Raw genomic sequence first — 19000 nt, forward strand, 5'->3', positions numbered from 1 at the left:
GCTACACGTTCGGCCTTCAAGGCCCTATACTATTGCTGACTTATACTATTGCATATTGAATATCGTCACGGAGATTGGACCATGAAAACCGGATGCGTGACCTTTCTGGCAAGCTTGGCACTGGCGCTTCCAGCCCTTGTGCCCGCCACCACGGGCGCGAATGCGCAAGTGCGGAAAGATGTAAGCGAATATGCGGGGCGGCGTTGCAGTGCGCCGCCGCGTGGCAGCGGCATTATTTTCGGACAGTTCAGCGGTGTGGACGATTCTCCCATGGTCAGTATGGACGGGATTGTTCCGGTTGATCGCGTGCGCTGTTTTACCAGCGTGTCCGAATGCAAGGGCTGGCTCTACACAATGCAGAGCAAATACACCAATGCCGGTCCGGCAACGGTCGCCCGCTGCACCAAACGCTAAAATTCGTCCAAGAAACTGCAATTTTTTGCAGCACCATAAAATGGCAATATCATTGTCGGAGGATAAGCGCGGAGCCGCGTAACGGGAAAGAACGGAACACTATCGGGGGGCTGGAATCGATTTGGGAGGATCGAATATGCAGCAGGCGAGCTATATTCATGGCGCGAGTGACCGGTTTCTGATCGGCGATACGATTGGCAATCATCTCGACCGCATCGCAGAACAGCACCCTGACCGGCCAGCTGTGGTCGTGCGCCACCAGAATATCCGCCTGACCTATGCAGAACTGAACGCCCGCGTTGACGCCCTCGCGGCAGGTCTTCTCGCCATCGGCCTGCGTCCCGGCGAGCGGGTCGGCATCTGGTCCCCGAACAATCTCGAATGGATACTGACGCAATTTGCCACGGCCAAAGCGGGCCTGATCCTCGTCAATATCAATCCCGCCTACCGGGCGCATGAACTGGAATATGTGCTTGCGAAGGTCGAGTGCTCGGCGCTGATCCTCGCGCCATCGCTCAAGACCAGCAACTATCTCGATATATTGCGCTCTATCGTGCCAGAACTGGATAGCGCCCGCCCCGGCCATCTAGTGTCAGCGCGCCTGCCAGCCTTGCGATCTGTGATCCGCCTTGGCGACGAACAGACCGATGGCATGATGAACTTCGACGCAGTTGCCGCTGCGGGTGATGAGGCGGCGCGTGACGAGCTGCAACAGCTCTCGGAAGACCTGCAATTCGACGATCCAATCAATATCCAGTTCACCAGCGGCACCACGGGCAGCCCAAAGGGTGCCACCCTCTCCCATCACAATATTCTCAACAACGGCTTCTTCGTTGGCGAAGCTATGCGCCTAACCGAACAGGACAGGCTGTGCATTCCGGTGCCGTTCTACCATTGCTTCGGCATGGTGCTTGGCAATCTTGCCTGCATGACCCATGCCGCCTGCATGGTCATCCCGAATGACAGTTTCGATCCGCTTCTGACCTTACAGACTGTGCAGGATGAGCAATGCACCGGGCTGCATGGCGTGCCAACCATGTTCATCGCCATGCTGGATCATCCGGAATTTGCGAAGTTCGATCTCCAGAGCCTGCGCGCCGGCATTATGGCCGGCTCGCCCTGCCCGGTCGAAGTCATGCGCCGGGTGATCAGCGAAATGCACCAGAGCGAAATCACCATTGCTTATGGCATGACAGAAACGAGCCCCGTCAGTTTCCAGAGTTCGACCGACGACCCGCTGGAACGGCGTGTTTCAACTGTTGGCCGCATTCACCCGCATCTCGAAGTCAAGATTGTCGATTCGGATGGCCGGATTGTGCCACGTGGCGAAAAGGGCGAGCTGCTGACGCGGGGCTACAGTGTCATGCGCGGCTACTGGAACGATCCGCAAAGCTCGGCAGGCGCTGTCGACGACGCAGGCTGGATGCATACGGGCGATCTCGCCACCATCGACGCAGAAGGCTATTGCAACATAGTCGGGCGCATCAAGGATCTGATTATTCGCGGCGGCGAGAACATCTATCCGCGCGAGATCGAAGAGTTCCTGTTCACCCATCCAGCCATTAGCGATGTGCAGATTTTCGGGATTCCCGACCGTCGGTTTGGCGAAGTCATCTGCGCCTGGGTCAAGCTCAGTCAGGATGGACGCCTGAATGAAGCGGAACTTGTCAGCTTCTGCCAGCAGCGGATCGCCCATTACAAGATTCCGGCGCATATCCGCTTTGTCGATCAATTCCCCATGACCGTTACCGGAAAAATCCAGAAATTCGTCATGCGACAGACCATGATCGAAGAACTGGAGCTGGAAGAAATAAAGACCGCTTAAACTTGGCTATTGAGCTTGATAGCCATTCGCGTGTGGGGGAATGGCTTTCAGATAGGCCGCGATTGCATTGCGATCTGCTTCGGTCAGATGCGCCATATTGGACACCACATCGGTCATCGATCCGCCAAGTGAATCGAAGTCAGGCGTGAAGCCGCTCTGCAGCGCATAGGCGATGTCTTTTTCGCTCCAGTCGCTGATGCCGCCCTCGCCCGTTGTGATATTCGGCACGACGCTCTTTTTGCCATCGCTGCCCGTCTCTGCCGACAATGCGCCCGCCAGCCATTGGCCGGTTTGCAACCCGCCAATGATATTGCGCGGCGTATGGCATTCGCCACAATGTCCGAGCGCCTCGGTCAGATATTGGCCGCGCTTCACGAGGTCCGATGCGTCGGCGATAGTAACGGCCGGAGCATCCGACAAATAGAGATGCTTCCAGAAACCTAGGCTACGACGGATGTTGAACGGAAAGCCAAGTTTGTGGGGTGCCGCCACATTATCCGATGGCGGCAGTGTTTTCATATAGGCAAAGAGATCGGCCACGTCCTGCGGCTTCATTCGGGTATAGGATGTGTAAGGAAAGGACGGGTAGAGATGTTCGCCCTGCTTGCCCACGCCTTTCAGCATCGCATTGGCAAAATCCTGAATAGTCCAGGTGCCGATCCCCTGCTCGGAAGGTGAGATATTCGGCACGATGAACGTGCCGAAATCCGAGACCAGCTCGTGGCCGCCCGCAAGCACCTTGCGCGCATCGCCCGCAGCACCCGGCGCAGCATGGCAGGATGCGCAGCCGCCTGCCCAGAAAACCTGCTCGCCTTTGACAGCATCGCCGGGCTTCATTGAAGCCAGAACCGCGCTATCCACCTTTTGCGGCGTGGTCAGAATCCAGAAGGCGGCAGCGCCAATGACAAGCACAGCGCCCGCGGCATATGCCAGTTTGCGGACCATCCTACCCATTCCATTGCGGCAGTTTCACACATCAAACGAAACTGCCGATTTTATCGAAGCCTATCAGTTTTTCTTGACGCGGAAGGCCTGATGACAGGAACCGCAATTGGCGGCAACCTGCTGGAACGCCGTTTTCAGCGCATCGACATCCTGCGGCTTGGCAGCCACAGCAGCTGCGGCATCGGTGCGGAACTTCTCGACATGCTTGACGAAATCGTCTTTGTTTTCCCAGATTTTCGGCGACGCTTCCGTATCGCCCTTATCCGAACCAGCAGGGAACAGCGTATCGACATCCAGCTTCTTGGCGTCGGCATCGATCTTTTCGAGCGCAGTCAAAACAGCAGCAGCATCAAACGGCTTCTCGCCTTTGACGACCGGTGCGATTGCGCCTACCGAGCGACCCAGATCTTTCATGATAGCCTGACGATCAGCAATCGCATCGGCCTGAGCCAGACCCATATTGGCGACGAGAACTGCCGCAGAACCAACCGTAAGAAAAAACAAACGCATGTAGTCCTCCGCATTTAAGTGAACAAAACTCATCCCTTGGCCAAATATCCGATACAATTCCTGTCATTGCAATGATCGGACCGAACATATCGCGCTTGCGGAAAGTAAAACGTGTTTTTTACGGAGATTTATACATTTTCATCACGATAACGTGAAAAACATGAGTTAATTACTATTCTTAAAGACACTCCGCCGAAACGGAGTGCCCATCTATACTTTTATGCCAAGATGCCCCCGCACCTCAGCGTCGATTATTTATTTTCAGGGACTGGCTGTGGCGCTGATTGCCCAACCCGGCAAAGCCACACCCAAGTTGCATGATCCTCGCAATCCTTCAGACAGCTTCCACCACCGTCGGACATCCCCATCATGACGCAGGCGTAAGAAGGGCTCGCCGCAAGCGAAGCAATAATGCATGCAAATGCCAAAATCTTATTCAAAATAAAGAACTCCCAATGTTTATTTACAAATAAATTTTTCCATATCTCCAATATTATTTATATAATAATTATGTATAACCAATATATTACTCATAACTATTTCAAAACTCGAAAAAGAAAAAGCCCCGCCGAAGCGGGGCTCATCTCATAACATCAATGCCTTGGCATTATGCCTGTTCGTACATTTCCAGAACGTAGTCCCAGTTGATCAGGCTGTCGACGAAAGCTTCGAGATACTTCGGACGCAGGTTGCGGTAATCGACATAGTAGGAGTGTTCCCACACGTCCACGCCGAGGATCGGCTTTGCGCCATGAACCAGCGGGTTTTCGCCATTCGGGGTCTTGGAGATTTCCAGCTTTCCGTCCTTGACCGAGAGCCATGCCCAGCCCGAACCGAACTGGCCGACGCCAGCTGCGATGAAATCTTCGCGGAACTTGGCGTAACCGCCGAGATCGGATTCAATTGCCTTTTCAAGCTTGCCCGGCAGCTTCGTGCCGCCGCCGCCCTTCTTCATCCACTTCCAGAAATGGATGTGGTTGTAGTGCTGGCCAGCATTGTTGAAGAGGCCCTGATTCTTGCCGTAGCTTTCCTTGACGACGTCTTCCAGGCTCTTGCCTTCGAGGCCGGAACCTTCGAGCAGCTTGTTGCCATTGGTGACATAAGCCTGATGATGCTTGTCGTGGTGCAGTTCAAGCGTCTCACGCGACATGAAAGGCGCAAGTGCTTCGTAGTCATATGGAAGGGCGGGCAGTTCGAAAGCCATTGGAAACTCTCCTCTTTATCTCTCAACGCGCGGCGGGCAATGTGTTGCCTACCCGATAAATAGCGTGCGGACTCTACATAGGCCCCAACCGCGTGAGCGGCAATGAAATATTATTGAAATCACAGTAGGATGAACCCCATTGAGAATTTCCGCATCACCGCATCGGTAAAGGAGTAACCGTGTCCGGAGCAATTAGTTCCTATGTCTTCGATGCCTATGGCACATTGTTCGATGTCCATTCGGCAGTTCGGCGGCATGCGGACAAGGCTGGCCCCGATGGACGCGTCTTTTCTGAACTCTGGCGCGCCAAGCAGCTTGAATATTCCTGGGTGCTGAGCCTGATGGGCGCTTACAGCGATTTCTGGAAACTGACGGAAGATTCTCTCGATTTCGCCTTTGCGCGCTATCCGTCCGTCGATCCGTCGCTGCGCAACGACCTGCTCGACGCTTACTGGAAACTCGACTGCTATCCGGAAGTGCCAGCCGCGCTCAAGCACCTCAAGGATCGTGGCGCTCGACTTGCCATCCTTTCCAACGGTTCTCCCGCCATGCTGGAAGCCGCCGTGAAGTCGGCTGCACTCGATGTTCTGCTGGATGATGTCGTTTCGGTTGATGCCGTGCGCAAATACAAGACATCGCCTTCAGCCTATGAGCTGATCACCATGCAATGGCGGCTCTATCCTTCCGCTATCTCTTTTCAATCCTCCAATCGGTGGGATGTGGCAGGTGCGGTAAAGTTTGGCATGCGCGGCGTCTGGATCAATCGGTCCAACCAGCCGGATGAATATCGTCAGTTCCCGCCTGCTCTTATTCTGCCGAGTCTCCAGCTGCTCGACTGAAAGCGCGGACAGCCGCGCAGAACTAATTGGGTATTTCACTAAAATTTGAATTATCCGGCTTTCGACAAACTGGTCGATTGCCCGCAAAATTGTGGCGCGGCTGCAACACGCGCTCTGCGGGTAGCTTTTCGCCACGTTTAGGCCGTATTCAGACCGGCTCGACGCCACAATTCTAAGGCGTTTTCCGATCAGTCGAATTCGAGACTTGGCGAAAAACACCGCTCAGGTCAGTGCCTTCCTCCTACCGCGCCTCTACCACATCTGGTTTGGTCGCACTTCGTTAACCCTGATTGCTGTATTCATAACCCTCCCGTCACTAATCTGGTTTTCTTATGCAAACGACCCTCACCCGCCGCTCTTTCCTGACGGCAATGACTGCCACTGCGGCTGCCGGTCTCGCCGGTTGCGCCCAGTTGGGACAGAATGTTCCCATCATCGATGTCGATGCGTCCGGCAACCCGATCAACAGGACGCCCCAGGCCAATGTGGATTCGTCCTATGGCGGCTGGGAGCAGATGTATGCCTCCGTCAATGACGGCGGCTTCCAGCTTCCGGCAATCCCGATCCAGAAGATGGACAAGCGCTATCTGCGTCAGGTCGTGCAGGACCCTACCGGCGAAACGCCCGGCACTCTGGTCATCGATACTGCAAACCGCTTCTGCTATCTCGTGCTCGATAACGGCCAAGCGCTGCGCTATGGCGTCGGCATCGGCCGCGAAGGCTTTGCATGGTCCGGTCGCGCTGTGATCCAGTACAAGCGTCAGTGGCCGCGCTGGACACCGCCGGATGAAATGGTTGCCCGCCAGCCGGAACTGGTCCAGTACAGCGCTGCCAATGGCGGCATGGCTCCGGGCCTCAAGAATCCGCTCGGCGCCCGTGCGCTCTATATCTTCCAGGACGGCAAGGACACGCTCTATCGCCTGCACGGCAATCCGGAATGGTGGTCCATCGGCAAGGCAGTTTCGTCGGGCTGCGTGCGCTTCCTCAATCAGGATATCATCGATCTTTACGATCGCGTGCCGCCGAAGTCGCCGATCCTCGTCATGTAAGACGAAGACGGACGAGACAATTCCATTGAAAACCCCGGAGCATCCGCTGCTCCGGGGTTTTCTTTTAAGCAGGCCACGCCAGAAAGACTTGCGATCCCACGCGTTTTCACCTTGTTCAAAACGGGGAAATATATTAGCGGCAATAAACTCCACCTGATGCAAGTTTATCATCATGCATACAGCAACTGTCGCTCTCACCGATACCGACATACCGGCCATATTCGATCCTGCGGACCTTGTCCGGAACGAGCGCTTTCACGATTGCCTGCAAACGACCGCCAGTGAGCTTCTAGCCATTACCGGCCAGTTACCGCGCGAGGTACGTTATCTTTCCGATATGCAGAAATGGCTTTTAAGCCAGGCGACCTTCGCCATTCATTTCGAGCATCAGACCGATCCGCGCAATCCGGCGATCTCGCCAACCAATCTGCTGAACTTCCTGAAAGGGACGCCGATTGCCAGCAAGAACACTACGCTGGCCTTTCTTCAGGAAACCCGGCATTACAATTTCATCGAACCGCTCCCGACCCGGGATCGCAGGCAGCATCTCTTCCACGCCTGCACCGCCACGGAAGAGCTGATCCGCCTGTGGCTAACCACCCATCTCATCGCAATCGACCGGATGGATAACGGCAACCGGGCGGCACTCATGCTCCGCCATCCCGATATGCTGAGATATGCTCAACCGATCATGACGCGCGATGTACTGCACAACAGCGACTGGTGCCGCCCGCAGCCCAGCATTGCGAATTTCACCCATTCGGAATCCGGCAACAACATTTTGCACGATGTTGCATCCCGCGCGCCGTGGACATTCTCCGGCGACCGGGCGTGGATCGGCAAAGTCACGTCCAACGGGATATCCACGCGCTATCGCATGTCGCAGAGTAATACGGCACGCATTCTGGCGCGGGCGCGCGATGCCGGGCTGATCGGCTGGGAACGCCCCGGCAATCGCGGCGATTGCTGGATCTCCGCCACGCTCGTGCAGGATTACCGCCAGTGGCAAGCGCTCAAATTTGCGGCGATCAGCAAGGGCATGCACGGAGCGGCCAAAAAACTCTTCGGCACATAAAAATGCGGCTGGGCCTTTCGACCCAGCCGCGGCGCCCCCGCCTAAATCAAACTAAACTATTCCTCGATCGTATAGGAACCGAGTTCGCACAAATCTTGCGTGTCGGTGGTGGTGTCGAGGTCGTCACTATCCTGAAATTCGAACCGCATGTCGTATTTGCAAACGCGGCGACCGTCAGCGATGGTGATTTCGATGGTTTCGCCCGGCTCCAGAACCTGATCGCCGAAAACCTCACCTTCCCAATTGTTGACGCCGACCGGCGACGTATAGAAATGGGTCAATGTGGAATTGGTGCCGTTCTTCAGCTTGAAGACCAGATCGTCAGCCTTCGAAACGCCGGCAAGCGTCAGCAGCACGGCTGACGCCATGCCTGCAATTTTCAATAGTTTCATAGTGTTATCCCGCCCCGCCCAAGATTGGGCAGGCGGACATTAGGCAGAAAATTCGCTGCCGTAAATCGACATTAGCAATGTCGAATAACCCATTATTGGGTGGATTCGCTCGGCGCTTTCGGAACACCAGCGCGAAGGAATGGGGAGCAGCACATACTGCCTTACTCCCCTATTCCCATACTCCCTTATTTCTTGAAACTGCCGAGAATGCCGCGCACCAATGCGCGACCCAGCGAATTGCCGACCGAGCGCACGACGGACTTCATGGCCGTTTCCGCGACGGTCTGACGACTGGAGCGCTTGCCAGTACCGAGTGCCGTGCCGAGGAGATCGCCCAGCATACCGCCGCCGCCTTCTTCCTCCTGCTTGGTCTTCTGCTGCTCTGCCGTTGCATTCTGCGCCTTGCGCGCCAGCATTTCGAATGCGGAGTCGCGATCCACAACCGTATCGTACTGGCCGGAGACCGGGCTTGCGGCAATGATCTTGGCGCGCTCTTCCGGCGTCAGCGGGCCGATGCGTGACGATGGCGGGCAGATCAATGTCCGCTGCACCATGGACGGCACGCCTTTGGCCTGCAAGGTCGAGACCAGCGCCTCGCCGGTCGCCAGATTGGTGATCGCATCGAACGTCTTGAAGTCCGGATTGGGGCGGAACGTATCGGCGGCTGTTTTCACCGCATTGGTCTCGCGCGGCGTATAGGCGCGCAGCGCATGCTGCACGCGATTGCCGAGCTGTGCCAGAACGGTTTCCGGCACATCGAGCGGGTTCTGCGTGACGAAATAGACGCCGACGCCCTTGGAACGGATGAGCCGAACGACCTGTTCGACGCGGTCGACCAGCGCCTTGGGCGCTTCATCAAACAGAAGATGCGCTTCGTCGAAGAAGAAGACGAGCTTCGGCTTGTCCGGGTCACCCACTTCCGGCAGCGCTTCGAACAGCTCCGACATCAGCCAGAGCAGGAAAGTCGAATAAAGACGCGGGCTCATCATCAGCTTGTCGGCGGCCAACACGCTGACCACGCCGCGCCCGTCCGTCGTCGTGCGCATCAGGTCGGCAATGGTCAAAGCCGGTTCGCCGAAGAACTTCGCGCCGCCCTGTTGTTCCAGCACCAGCAACGACCGCTGCACTGCGCCAACCGACGCCTTGTTGACGTTGCCGTATTTACCCGAAAGCTCGGCGGAACGCTCCGCCATTTCCTTGAGGATTGCCTGAAGATCCTTGAGATCAAGCAGCAAAAGCCCCTCTTCGTCGGAGAGACGGAATGCGATGTTCAACACGCCTTCCTGCGCTTCCGTCAGGTTCATGAGACGCGACAGCAGCAGCGGCCCCATTTCCGAAATGGTGGCGCGAACCGGGTGCCCCTGCTCGCCAAAAATATCCCAGAAAATGACTGGCGATGCGCGCAGCTGATATGGATCGAGCTTGATTTCCTCGGCCCGCTTGGTCAGGCCGTCATTCTCGAGGCCAATTGCGGCAATACCGGATAGATCGCCTTTGATGTCGGCGCAGAAAACCGGAACGCCAGCGGCGGAAAAACTCTCCGCCAGCACCTGAAGGGTTACGGTCTTGCCCGTACCCGTCGCGCCGGTGACCAGACCGTGCCTGTTGCCATATTTCAGCGCCAGATATTCCGGCTGCTGGTAGGAATCGTCAGGCTTGCGGCTTGCGCCAAGAAAAATAGCGTCGTCAGCAGTCATCAGGCGATTTGCTCCTTATTTCGACCGGCACATCCAGAGCCGCACTCTTGTCAGATATAGCCGCCGTCCCGTCATGCGACAACGATAAAGCCCACGCTGCGGATAGAGAACCGTTTTTGCTGTCATAAGCGCTGAAAAAATTCCCTATAATTTTGATCCGGACCTGCTTGCAAAGCGATAGCGAGAATGCATATTACGTAAACGTAAGATTTTTGGGAGAGTTTCCATGGAAGAACTGATCGCACGTATCACCTCGAATGTCGGCATCGATGCCGCGACGGCGGAAAAGTCTGTCGGCATGATCCTCGCATTCCTTCAGAAAGAAGGTCCGGCGGATCAGGTTCAGCAGCTTCTGGCCGCTATCCCGGGTGCTGCCGAAGCCGTTGCACAGGTCAAGGGCGGCGGTTTCCTGTCCAACCTGATGGGCGGCGTGATGGGTCTCGGCTCGCAGCTCATGGGCGCCGGCCTCGGCATGGGTGAAATTTCCGGCGTTGCCAAGGAAACCATCCGTTTCGCCAAGGAAAAGGCTGGCGACGCACCGGTCGATGCCGTGATCGGCTCGATCCCGGGCCTCGGTCAGTTCATCTGAGCACCAACATTCCGCAACGAAAAACCCCGGCTTTGATGGCCGGGGTTTTTGTTTAGAGCGCATTTCGATCTGATTGGATCAGATCGGCGCTCTAATTCTTTGTTTTAACGCGCATCCCGAAAACCGTTTCACACTTTTCGGGATGCGCTCTATGCGTCTTTGTGTATGGTTCTCGCCCCGACATGAAGGGCGCGTCCCGACAGCCAGCCATTGATGCTGGCCCCGATCCAAAGAATCACAAAGAACAGTCCGCAGGCGGCAAAGCTCCCTGTCGCGCTGTGAATCACGCCAACCAACAGCGGGCCGATTGCCGCGAGAATATAGCCGACGCATTGCGCCATACCGGACAGATGCGCTGCCGTGTGCGAATCCGGCGACCGCAGCACAATCACCATCATAGCAGCGGCAATCAACCCGCCCTGCCCGATCCCCTGAATGATAGCCAGAAGCCAGAAACTCCATTCCGGCAGATAGAGAAAGCCGATCAGCGCGAGCGATGCGCAGGCGCAGAGGAACACATTGATAAAGCTCTGGCTTTTCTGACGCACGGCAATCGATGGGATCAGCAGGCATGTCACGACCTGCGCCATGATCGAAAACGACACCAGACCGCCCGCCGCAGCCGGGCTCATGCCCCGTTCACGCAGGATTGGCGCGAGCCAGCCGAATACGATATAGGCCGTCGACGATTGCAGCCCCATGAACAGCGTCACCTGCCAGGCAAGCGCGTCGTTCCACAGACCGACGACCCGGAAACCCGAATGCGCGACATTGTGCTTGCTGCGCAACGCCTGCGGCAGCCACAGCACGAGCACCAGCACAGCCGGAACCGCCCAGAACGCCAGAGCGAGATTCCATGAACCGCCGAGCATGTTCTTGATCGGGATCGTGAAGCCAGCCGCGGAAGCCGCCCCGCCGCAAAGCGCCATAGTGTAAAGGCCGGTCATGATCGCGGCGGTTTTTGGAAAATCGCGTTTCACCACGCCCGGCAGCAGCACATTGCCCATGGCAATCGCCGCACCAGCAAGCGTTGCGCCCATATAGAGCGACCAGAAAGACCCGACACCACGCAGCGCCGTACCGATGGTCAAGACCACCAGCACCGCCAGAAGTACGCGCTCAGCGCCGAAACGTTGTGCGAGACGCGGCGCGAAGGGAGCAAATGCACCAAGGCAGACAACCGGCAAGGTGGTCAGCACGCCTGCGGCGAGCGACGACATGCCGGTACCATCGATGATTTCCGGCAGAAGCACCGAAACGCTGGAAAAAACCGGACGCAAATTGGCGGCAATGAGCACAAGGCTCAACCCCAGCAGGATGCGCGTGGCCTTGCTCGGCGTTTGCGGCACGGATGGCGGCGGCACGCTGTCCGCTTCAGCGTCGACAAGCGGTTCTGGCTGCTCTGCCTGAGATGTCATGGTGTGTTCCTCCCGTGCTGTGGGCGGCACGGCGTTTATGCGGCTCATGATGCGAGCAACCTTTCCAGTTCTTCAATCAGGGGCGCCAGAAAACGACGAACCGTCGCGCTGGCCTTGTCCGGGTCGCCGGTGGCAATGGCTTCGATGATCTGCCGATGCGCCTCAAAGTCCGGCTCCGGCAACTCGCCATCAAGCGTGGCTTCAATGGATTCGCGGATCGACGCGGAAAAGAAGCCATAGACCTCAATCAGCGCATGATTGCCGGAAGCGGCAGCGATGGCTTCATGAAATGCAAAATCGCGCTCAACGAATGTCGTCCGGTCGGTATCTTCGCGCAATCCGCGTGTGGTCAGCACGGCTTCGAGATGAGCAATCGTCTGCGGCGTAACGCGCTGCGCGGCGAGGCGCGCGGCCTCCACTTCCAGCGCAGCGCGCATTTCAAGCCTGTCGCGCAGGCTCGTATGGCGTATGCGATTGAGGCTGCGCGCCGTGTCGGTCTTCGAGCGGACGTAAGTGCCCGAGCCCTGGCGCGTCTCCAGCATGCCCTGAGCCACGAGCGCCCTGACAGCCTCGCGCACCGTGCCGCGACTGACGCCAAGCCGCGCCGAAAGCTGGGCTTCGTTCGGCAATTGCTCGCCCACAGCCCAGCGCCCCGAGGTGATTTCGGAACGAATGGATTGCGTCGCCGCTTCCGTCAGGCTTTTGCGGGAAACCGTCTTCATAGGCACTCCAAATTCATCGGATGACTTGATGAATTAGAGGAGGCGGATGGAACTGTCAACAGACGGGGATATCCTGCTGCTGTGAAAGCCACAGTCCGGCGCCAATCCCACATTTGTGTGCAGGCAAATGTTTTCAATTGGCTTCAAAATGCTCTAAGAATTCTCGCGCAGATTGGATTTTCATACGCAGCCAGCAGGTGCCAGCATGATCACGCTCTACAGCCTTTCCGGTGACCATCTCGAAAAAACGGAAGTCGAACCGGGCACGCCATTGCCGGACAACGTGATCTGGATCGACCTCTCAACACCCGGCGTCAATGAAGATCACATTGTCGAAGCGTGGACGGGCATCTCCATACCAACTCGTGAAGACATGACGGAAATCGAGGAATCCAGCCGCTTCTATATGGAAAACGGCGCGCAGTATCTCACCGTGCCTATTCTCCATGCGGTCGATCTCGACCATCGTGAACTCGCGCCGGTGACGTTTATTCTGCACGGTTCTCGCCTGATCACTGTGCGCTATGCGGACCCCAAATCCTTCACGACCTATATTCTGCGCTCCACCAAGCCGGGCAACGGGCTGATTTCCGCCAAATGCACCGGGCTTTCGATCATGCTCGGCATCACCGAAGCCACCACCAACCGCCTGGCGGATATTCTGGAAGGTGTGGCAGGTAAAATCGACGCCGCATCGCATTCCATCTATCGCCGCCAGCCAAAGGCGCGGCCGATGACGACGCAGGATTTCCGGCACATCCTGACACAGATCGGTGGTCAGGGAACGTTTCTGTCGCGCATGCGTGAAAGTCTTGCAGGCATCAGCCGCATGCTTGTCTATCTCTCGGCAACCAGCAATCCGGCGACCGGCAAGAAGGAAACGCGCTCCTGGATCAAGTCGCTTGAGCGCGACATGCAATCGCTGACCGCCTATGTGGATTTTCTATCCAACAAAGTCACCTTCCTGCTCGACACCATCGTCGGACTGATTTCCGTGGAGCAGAACGCCATCATCAAGATCTTCTCGGTGGCCGCCGTGGGCTTCATGCCGCCAACGCTGGTGGCTTCCATCTACGGCATGAACTTTTCCTTCATGCCGGAACTGACGTCGCCCTGGGGCTATCCGATGGCGCTCGGACTGATGATCGCCTCGGCCCTGTTGCCGCTCTATTATTTCCGCCGCAAGGGCTGGCTGTAAACGGCCGCTCGACAAGGGCGCAACTATGTTATATCATCGGTTATAACATAGGAGAAAAGCCATGAACGTCACTTTGCGCAAGATCGGCAATTCCGAAGGCGTGATTCTGCCCAAGGAAGTGCTCGACCGGCTTAATTTGAGAGCGGGAGATACGCTCGTTCTGATCGAAGACGAGAACGGTCTGAAACTGACCCGCAGCGCAGATGATCCGGATGTCTTTGAGAAAAAGATGCAGGTCGCACGCGAGCGGATGAAGAAGTACGAAACGGCCTATCGCGTCCTCGCGAAATGATTGATTTTCATTCGCGGTCTTTTATCGAGGCGCTGCATCAGGAGCAGCTACGCTTGCACGGTGGTGCGGCGGGCATACGGGATTCAGGCTTGCTGGATTCTGCACTCGCCCGTCCACTTCAAAAAGAAGCCTATGGCACGCCCGATCTCTTCGATCTGGCAGCGGCATATTTGTTTGGCTTACTGAAAAATCATCCGTTTATAGACGGCAACAAACGAACAGGCCTCGCCGCAGCGGACTTGTTTCTCTATTTCAACGGCTACAGCCTTGAGGCCGGGCAAGAAGATGTGATTCAACTGGTTCTGATGGTATCAACCAGCGAAGTAGACGAAAGCGGCGCTGCCGCTTTCTTCCGCGATCATAGTGTGTCGCTGGAAGCCTAAGCTTTCAGCGACACGATTTCCCAATCCTTGCCGTTGATTTTCAGCACATCGCCAGCCGGTTTGCCGAACAGCATGATGGCGACCGGTGCGACATGCGAGATCTTGCCGTTGGACGGATCAGCCTCGTCTTCGCCGACAATCGTCCAGATGCGGGTTTGGCCGTCGTCCAGATTTTCCAGCTCTACCGTCATACCGAACCGCACCACGTCGCTATCGGCATCCGGAACTGACAGCTCCGCCGTTTCGCGGCGCACTGTCCAATAACGCAGGTCACGCGAGATACGCGCGATAGCCGAGCGCTCAGCGGCGACGTTCGATTCCGCTAGCTCGCGCTGAAGGCGGGCAATCTCATCATCCATCATCTTCAGGCCGGTCGGCGTGACGAGATTGCGGTGTGGACTCACCGGACGCTCACCGAGATCGGTCGGCGCATCATCCTGTTCTTTTGTAAAAGCTCTGCTCATTTAATGAATGTAAGCGGCACAAAACGCCCCGGCAAGTCTTCTCCCCGCTCAAGCTCCAGCATTCAAACCGCATTTCCCACAGGCTTGAGTTTTTATTGATTGATGAGTCAATCAAAGATAAAATAAGAACAACAGACCTGAAAACCGGACAGGGATTGAGACGATGCCGAAGATCGGGATGGAACCTTTGCGGCGGCGCGAACTGATCGACGCTGCGATACGCACCATCGGACAGCGCGGTTCGCTGGACGTGACCGTTGCGCAGATCGCCCATGAAGCGGGCGTCTCACCTGCGCTCGCGCATCATTATTTCGGCGGCAAGGACAAGCTCATTCTCGCCACGATGCGTCATTTGCTGCGTGAACTGGGTCATGATCTCAATGAGGCGGTGAAGCAGACCGAGACGCCGCGCGAGCGGATCGCGGCCATCATCGCCGTCAATTTTTCGGCCTCGCAGTTCACGCAGGAAACCATCGCCGCCTGGCTGACTTTCTATGTCCACGCCCAGCAGTCGGAGGACACGCGGCGGCTTTTGCGCATTTATGCGCGCCGCCTGCATTCCAATCTGGTCTTTGCGCTGGAGCAGCTCACGGGGCGGGATCGGGCACACCGCATCGCCGAAGGTGCGGGCGCGATGATCGACGGGCTTTACATTCGCCATGCGCTCGGCGCTGACGCGCCCGATGCCCAATCCGCCGTCACATTGGTGGAAGATTATATTTCTATTCAGCTTTCGGTGGAGACATGAGTATGGAAGCGGATTTCGTCATCATCGGCTCAGGCTCCGCCGGTTCGGCCATGGCCTATCGCCTGTCGGAAGACGGGCGTTATTCGGTGATCGTCATTGAATATGGCGTGCCGGATGTCGGACCTTTGATCCAGATGCCCGCCGCCCTCTCCTTTCCGATGAATATGGAAACCTACGACTGGGGTTTTTCCACCGAGCCTGAACCGCATATTGGCGGGCGCAGCCTTGTCACGCCACGTGGCAAGGTGCTTGGCGGCTCGTCCTCGATCAACGGCATGGTCTATGTGCGCGGCCATGCGCGCGATTACGACTTCTGGTCGGAAAGCGGCGCGCAAGGCTGGGCCTATGCCGATGTGCTCCCCTATTTCAAGCGCATGGAAAACGCGCAAGGCGGGCAGGAAGGTTGGCGCGGAACCGACGGGCCGCTGCATGTCCAGCGGGGCAAGCGCGACAACCCGCTGTTTCACGCCTTCGTCGAAGCAGGCCATGAAGCAGGGTTCGAAGTGACCGAAGATTATAACGGCGAAAAGCAGGAAGGCTTCGGCCCCATGGAGCAGACGATCTATAATGGTCGTCGTTGGTCCGCCGCCAATGCCTATCTGAAGCCGGCGCTGAAACGCCCGAATGTGCAGCTCGTCAAAGGGCTGGCGCGCAAGATCGTCCTTGAAGGCAAGCGTGCTGTCGGTGTGGAGATCGAATCGGGGCGCAGCTTCTCGACCATTCGCGCGCGTCGCGAGGTCATCATTGCTGCTTCTTCGATCAACTCGCCGAAGCTGTTGATGTTGTCCGGCATTGGCCCGGCGGCGCATCTCAAGGAGCACGGCATTGAAGTGGTAGCTGATCGTCCCGGGGTTGGCCAGAACCTTCAGGACCATCTGGAAGTCTATATCCAGCAGGAATGCACACAGCCGATTACGCTTTATTCCAAGCTGAACCTGTTTTCGAAAGCAAAGATCGGGGCCGAATGGCTGTTCTTCAAAACCGGTGACGGTGCGACCAACCATTTCGAATCCGCAGCCTTCGTGCGCTCGAAAGCGGGCGTGGAATATCCTGATATTCAGTACCACTTCCTGCCAGTGGCCATCCGCTATGATGGCAAGGCGGCAGCACAATCGCACGGGTTTCAGGCCCATGTCGGGCCCATGCGCTCCAAGTCGCGTGGCAGCGTGACATTGCGCACGGCCAATCCGCGTGAAAAGCCTGTCATCAAATTCAACTATATGTCTCATGAAGACGACTGGGCGGATTTCCGCCACTGCGTGCGGCTGACCCGCGAGATCTTCGGGCAAGCGGCCTTCGACCCCTACCGCGGCGCGGAAATCCAGCCCGGCGCGAAAGTGCAGACCGATGATGAAATCGACAATTTCATCCGCGAGCATGTCGAAAGCGCCTTCCATCCGTGCGGAACGGTCAAGATGGGCGCGGTTGACGATCCGTTTGCGGTGGTTGATGCTGAATGCCGGGTGATCGGCGTCGATGGCTTGCGCGTGGCGGATTCGTCCATCTTCCCGCGCATCCCCAATGGCAATCTCAACGGGCCATCGATCATGGTCGGCGAAAAGGCGTCCGATCATATCCTTGGCCGCACACCGCTGGCACGCTCCAATCAGGAGCCGTGGATCAATCCGCGCTGGCAGGTTTCGGACCGCTGAGGCGGTCCAGGGNAGGCAATAGGGCAATATGTTAGGTCGTGTTCCCTGCTCTTAAAACATACTACCTTACTGCCCTATTGCCTCACTGCCCTAGTTTCGAAGGAATACACCATGAAAGCACAACCCAAAGCCTCGCACTTCATTGGCGGCTCGTTTGTGGAAGACAAGGCTGGCAAGCCGCTTCCCGTCATTTATCCGGCGACCGGCGAAGAAATCGCCAAGCTTTATTCCGCCACGCCAAGCGTGATCGAAGCTGCCTATGCGGCGGCGATGAAGGCGCAGGAAGCATGGGCGGCGCTGAAGCCTGTCGAACGGGGCCGCATTCTGCGTCGCACCGCCGAAATCCTGCGCGAGAAGAACAAGAAGCTCTCCAAGCTCGAAACGCTCGATACCGGCAAGGCGCTTCAGGAAACGCTCGTTGCGGATGCGGCCTCGGCTGCCGATGCGCTGGAGTTCTTCGGCGGCATCATCTCCGGTTTCAACGGTGAATTCGTGGAACTGGGCGGTTCCTTCGCCTATACCCGCCGCGAAGCGCTGGGCATCTGCGTTGGCATCGGCGCGTGGAACTATCCGATCCAGATCGCCGCGTGGAAATCCGCTCCGGCGCTCGCCATGGGCAATGCCTTCATCTTCAAACCGTCGGAAAACACGCCGCTCTCGGCCCTTGCTCTGGCGGAAGCCTATCAGGAAGCCGGACTGCCCGACGGCCTGTTCAATGTCGTTCAGGGCTTCGGTGATGTAGGTGCGGCCCTCGTCAATCATCGCCAGACGGCAAAGGTTTCGCTCACCGGCTCGGTTCCGACCGGCAAACGCATCATGGCGCAGGCAGGCGAACATCTGAAACACGTCACGATGGAACTAGGCGGAAAGTCGCCCCTGATCGTGTTCGACGATGCCGATCTCGAAAGCGCCATCGGCGGTGCGATGCTGGGCAATTTCTACTCGACCGGACAGGTCTGTTCCAACGGCACCCGCGTCTTCGTGCATAAGAAGGTTCGCGAACGTTTTGTCGAGCGGCTGGTCGAGCGCACGCGCAAGATTCGCATCGGCGACCCGCTGGATGAAGCCACCCAGATGGGGCCGCTCGTCAACAGCGCCCAGCGCGACAAGGTTCTCTCCTATATCGAAAAAGGCAAAGCCGAAGGCGCAACGCTTGCCTGCGGCGGCGGCATTCCCAAGCTACAGGGCTTCGATAAGGGTTACTTCATCGAACCGACCGTCTTTACCGACGTGACCGACACCATGACCATCGCGCGCGAAGAAATCTTCGGACCGGTCATGAGCGTTCTGGAATTTTCGGACGAAGATGAAGTCATCGCACGGGCTAACGATACCGAATTCGGTCTGGCGGCGGGTGTTTTCACCGCCGATATCGCGCGCGGTCACCGCGTGATCGGCCAGATCAAGGCAGGCACCTGCTGGATCAACGCCTATAACCTGACGCCCGTGGAAGTGCCGTTCGGCGGTTACAAGCAGTCCGGTATCGGGCGCGAAAACGGCGTTGCAGCCCTTGCCCATTACAGCCAGATCAAGACCGTCTATGTCGAGATGGGCAACGTCGACAGCCCTTATTGAGCATTCAGG

20 protein-coding genes are annotated in these 19000 nt (G+C 57.2%); 12 read left to right on the plus strand and 8 right to left on the minus strand.

What is annotated here, in order from left to right:
- Window positions 1-81 precede the first annotated feature (81 nt).
- Window positions 82-414: a metallophosphoesterase gene (locus tag ACTJKP_RS09705; protein WP_440630478.1), complete on the plus strand. Its 333-nt coding sequence runs from the start codon at window positions 82-84 to the stop codon at window positions 412-414.
- A 136-nt stretch (window positions 415-550) separates the two neighbouring features.
- Complete coding sequence (locus ACTJKP_RS09710) at window positions 551-2239, plus strand: AMP-binding protein (protein ID WP_440630479.1); 1689 nt, start codon at window positions 551-553, stop codon at window positions 2237-2239.
- A gap of 6 nt (window positions 2240-2245) precedes the next feature.
- On the opposite strand, the gene ACTJKP_RS09715 is transcribed toward ACTJKP_RS09710, so the two are convergent.
- From ACTJKP_RS09715 to ACTJKP_RS09725, 3 genes are all read right to left on the minus strand, one after another.
- Complete coding sequence (locus ACTJKP_RS09715) at window positions 2246-3184, minus strand: c-type cytochrome (RefSeq protein WP_440630480.1); 939 nt, start codon at window positions 3182-3184, stop codon at window positions 2246-2248.
- A 63-nt stretch (window positions 3185-3247) separates the two neighbouring features.
- Complete coding sequence (locus ACTJKP_RS09720) at window positions 3248-3694, minus strand: c-type cytochrome (protein WP_440630481.1); 447 nt, start codon at window positions 3692-3694, stop codon at window positions 3248-3250.
- A gap of 607 nt (window positions 3695-4301) precedes the next feature.
- Window positions 4302-4898, minus strand: coding sequence for a superoxide dismutase (locus tag ACTJKP_RS09725; protein WP_440630482.1), 597 nt, complete (start codon window positions 4896-4898; stop codon window positions 4302-4304).
- A 179-nt stretch (window positions 4899-5077) separates the two neighbouring features.
- Between ACTJKP_RS09725 and ACTJKP_RS09730 the strand changes: the two genes are divergently transcribed.
- The 3 genes from ACTJKP_RS09730 to ACTJKP_RS09740 all read left to right on the plus strand — a co-directional run bounded on the left by ACTJKP_RS09730 (window position 5078) and on the right by ACTJKP_RS09740 (window position 7861).
- Window positions 5078-5737, plus strand: a complete 660-nt coding sequence (locus ACTJKP_RS09730) for a haloacid dehalogenase type II (RefSeq protein ID WP_440630483.1) — start codon at window positions 5078-5080, stop codon at window positions 5735-5737.
- A gap of 332 nt (window positions 5738-6069) precedes the next feature.
- Complete coding sequence (locus tag ACTJKP_RS09735) at window positions 6070-6786, plus strand: L,D-transpeptidase (RefSeq protein WP_078340191.1); 717 nt, start codon at window positions 6070-6072, stop codon at window positions 6784-6786.
- 172 nt (window positions 6787-6958) lie between these two features.
- Window positions 6959-7861 (plus strand): hypothetical protein, encoded by a 903-nt coding sequence (locus ACTJKP_RS09740; RefSeq protein WP_440630484.1) that lies wholly within the window; start codon window positions 6959-6961, stop codon window positions 7859-7861.
- Between the two features lie 56 nt (window positions 7862-7917).
- Here ACTJKP_RS09740 and ACTJKP_RS09745 read toward each other — a convergent pair whose 3' ends face one another.
- Together ACTJKP_RS09745 and ACTJKP_RS09750 are read right to left on the minus strand one after the other, a co-directional pair.
- Entirely contained in the window at window positions 7918-8229 is a 312-nt protein-coding gene (locus tag ACTJKP_RS09745; RefSeq protein WP_374843842.1) for a hypothetical protein, read from the minus strand.
- A 209-nt stretch (window positions 8230-8438) separates the two neighbouring features.
- On the minus strand, window positions 8439-9950 hold the full coding sequence (locus ACTJKP_RS09750; protein WP_440630485.1) for a helicase HerA-like C-terminal domain-containing protein: 1512 nt from the start codon (window positions 9948-9950) through the stop codon (window positions 8439-8441).
- Window positions 9951-10176: 226 nt separating this feature from the next.
- On the opposite strand from ACTJKP_RS09750, the gene ACTJKP_RS09755 reads away from it, so the two are divergent.
- Window positions 10177-10539, plus strand: a complete 363-nt coding sequence (locus ACTJKP_RS09755; protein ID WP_078340195.1) for a hypothetical protein — start codon at window positions 10177-10179, stop codon at window positions 10537-10539.
- Window positions 10540-10688: 149 nt separating this feature from the next.
- Here ACTJKP_RS09755 and ACTJKP_RS09760 read toward each other — a convergent pair whose 3' ends face one another.
- Both ACTJKP_RS09760 and ACTJKP_RS09765 read right to left on the minus strand, forming a co-directional pair.
- Window positions 10689-11957, minus strand: coding sequence for a CynX/NimT family MFS transporter (locus ACTJKP_RS09760; protein WP_440630486.1), 1269 nt, complete (start codon window positions 11955-11957; stop codon window positions 10689-10691).
- 44 nt (window positions 11958-12001) lie between these two features.
- Entirely contained in the window at window positions 12002-12679 is a 678-nt protein-coding gene (locus ACTJKP_RS09765; protein WP_078340197.1) for a FadR/GntR family transcriptional regulator, read from the minus strand.
- A 205-nt stretch (window positions 12680-12884) separates the two neighbouring features.
- Here ACTJKP_RS09765 and ACTJKP_RS09770 point away from each other — a divergent pair, with 205 nt between their 5' ends.
- The 3 genes from ACTJKP_RS09770 (at window position 12885) to ACTJKP_RS09780 (ending at window position 14552) form a co-directional block, all read left to right on the plus strand.
- Window positions 12885-13877 (plus strand): magnesium transporter CorA family protein, encoded by a 993-nt coding sequence (locus ACTJKP_RS09770; RefSeq protein WP_078340219.1) that lies wholly within the window; start codon window positions 12885-12887, stop codon window positions 13875-13877.
- Between the two features lie 61 nt (window positions 13878-13938).
- Entirely contained in the window at window positions 13939-14169 is a 231-nt protein-coding gene (locus tag ACTJKP_RS09775; RefSeq protein ID WP_078340198.1) for an AbrB/MazE/SpoVT family DNA-binding domain-containing protein, read from the plus strand.
- Window positions 14166-14552, plus strand: a complete 387-nt coding sequence (locus ACTJKP_RS09780; protein ID WP_280991762.1) for a type II toxin-antitoxin system death-on-curing family toxin — start codon at window positions 14166-14168, stop codon at window positions 14550-14552. The genes ACTJKP_RS09775 and ACTJKP_RS09780 overlap by 4 nt, the downstream gene beginning before the upstream one ends.
- On the opposite strand, the gene ACTJKP_RS09785 is transcribed toward ACTJKP_RS09780, so the two are convergent.
- Complete coding sequence (locus ACTJKP_RS09785; protein WP_440630487.1) at window positions 14549-15016, minus strand: GreA/GreB family elongation factor; 468 nt, start codon at window positions 15014-15016, stop codon at window positions 14549-14551. The two genes, ACTJKP_RS09780 and ACTJKP_RS09785, sit on opposite strands and share 4 nt — an antisense overlap.
- Before the next feature lie 163 nt (window positions 15017-15179).
- Here ACTJKP_RS09785 and betI point away from each other — a divergent pair, with 163 nt between their 5' ends.
- The 3 genes from betI to betB all read left to right on the plus strand — a co-directional run bounded on the left by betI (window position 15180) and on the right by betB (window position 18991).
- Window positions 15180-15764, plus strand: coding sequence for a transcriptional regulator BetI (betI, locus tag ACTJKP_RS09790; RefSeq protein ID WP_078340201.1), 585 nt, complete (start codon window positions 15180-15182; stop codon window positions 15762-15764).
- Between the two features lie 2 nt (window positions 15765-15766).
- Window positions 15767-17416: a choline dehydrogenase gene (gene betA / locus ACTJKP_RS09795; RefSeq protein ID WP_440630500.1), complete on the plus strand. Its 1650-nt coding sequence runs from the start codon at window positions 15767-15769 to the stop codon at window positions 17414-17416.
- A gap of 111 nt (window positions 17417-17527) precedes the next feature.
- Entirely contained in the window at window positions 17528-18991 is a 1464-nt protein-coding gene (betB, locus tag ACTJKP_RS09800) for a betaine-aldehyde dehydrogenase (RefSeq protein ID WP_440630488.1), read from the plus strand.
- Window positions 18992-19000: the final 9 nt, after the last annotated feature.

The organism is Brucella sp. 22210 (assembly GCF_052045675.1).
In the GTDB taxonomy this organism is placed as follows: Bacteria; Pseudomonadota; Alphaproteobacteria; order Rhizobiales; family Rhizobiaceae; genus Brucella.

Excerpts from the sequence above, each read along its gene's own strand:
- ACTJKP_RS09785 (WP_440630487.1), bottom strand. The coding sequence starts at position 15,016 with ATGAGCAGAGCTTTTACAAAAGAACAGGATGATGCGCCGACCGATCTC.
- ACTJKP_RS09775 (WP_078340198.1), top strand. The coding sequence starts at position 13,939 with ATGAACGTCACTTTGCGCAAGATCGGCAATTCCGAAGGCGTGATTCTG.
- betA (WP_440630500.1), top strand. The coding sequence starts at position 15,767 with ATGGAAGCGGATTTCGTCATCATCGGCTCAGGCTCCGCCGGTTCGGCC.
- ACTJKP_RS09780 (WP_280991762.1), top strand. The coding sequence starts at position 14,166 with ATGATTGATTTTCATTCGCGGTCTTTTATCGAGGCGCTGCATCAGGAG.
- ACTJKP_RS09755 (WP_078340195.1), top strand. The coding sequence starts at position 10,177 with ATGGAAGAACTGATCGCACGTATCACCTCGAATGTCGGCATCGATGCC.
- betI (WP_078340201.1), top strand. The coding sequence starts at position 15,180 with ATGCCGAAGATCGGGATGGAACCTTTGCGGCGGCGCGAACTGATCGAC.
- betB (WP_440630488.1), top strand. The coding sequence starts at position 17,528 with ATGAAAGCACAACCCAAAGCCTCGCACTTCATTGGCGGCTCGTTTGTG.
- ACTJKP_RS09715 (WP_440630480.1), bottom strand. The coding sequence starts at position 3,184 with ATGGTCCGCAAACTGGCATATGCCGCGGGCGCTGTGCTTGTCATTGGC.
- ACTJKP_RS09710 (WP_440630479.1), top strand. The coding sequence starts at position 551 with ATGCAGCAGGCGAGCTATATTCATGGCGCGAGTGACCGGTTTCTGATC.
- ACTJKP_RS09720 (WP_440630481.1), bottom strand. The coding sequence starts at position 3,694 with ATGCGTTTGTTTTTTCTTACGGTTGGTTCTGCGGCAGTTCTCGTCGCC.
- ACTJKP_RS09750 (WP_440630485.1), bottom strand. The coding sequence starts at position 9,950 with ATGACTGCTGACGACGCTATTTTTCTTGGCGCAAGCCGCAAGCCTGAC.
- ACTJKP_RS09760 (WP_440630486.1), bottom strand. The coding sequence starts at position 11,957 with ATGACATCTCAGGCAGAGCAGCCAGAACCGCTTGTCGACGCTGAAGCG.
- ACTJKP_RS09725 (WP_440630482.1), bottom strand. The coding sequence starts at position 4,898 with ATGGCTTTCGAACTGCCCGCCCTTCCATATGACTACGAAGCACTTGCG.
- ACTJKP_RS09705 (WP_440630478.1), top strand. The coding sequence starts at position 82 with ATGAAAACCGGATGCGTGACCTTTCTGGCAAGCTTGGCACTGGCGCTT.
- ACTJKP_RS09770 (WP_078340219.1), top strand. The coding sequence starts at position 12,885 with ATGATCACGCTCTACAGCCTTTCCGGTGACCATCTCGAAAAAACGGAA.
- ACTJKP_RS09740 (WP_440630484.1), top strand. The coding sequence starts at position 6,959 with ATGCATACAGCAACTGTCGCTCTCACCGATACCGACATACCGGCCATA.
- ACTJKP_RS09765 (WP_078340197.1), bottom strand. The coding sequence starts at position 12,679 with ATGAAGACGGTTTCCCGCAAAAGCCTGACGGAAGCGGCGACGCAATCC.
- ACTJKP_RS09745 (WP_374843842.1), bottom strand. The coding sequence starts at position 8,229 with ATGGCGTCAGCCGTGCTGCTGACGCTTGCCGGCGTTTCGAAGGCTGAC.
- ACTJKP_RS09735 (WP_078340191.1), top strand. The coding sequence starts at position 6,070 with ATGCAAACGACCCTCACCCGCCGCTCTTTCCTGACGGCAATGACTGCC.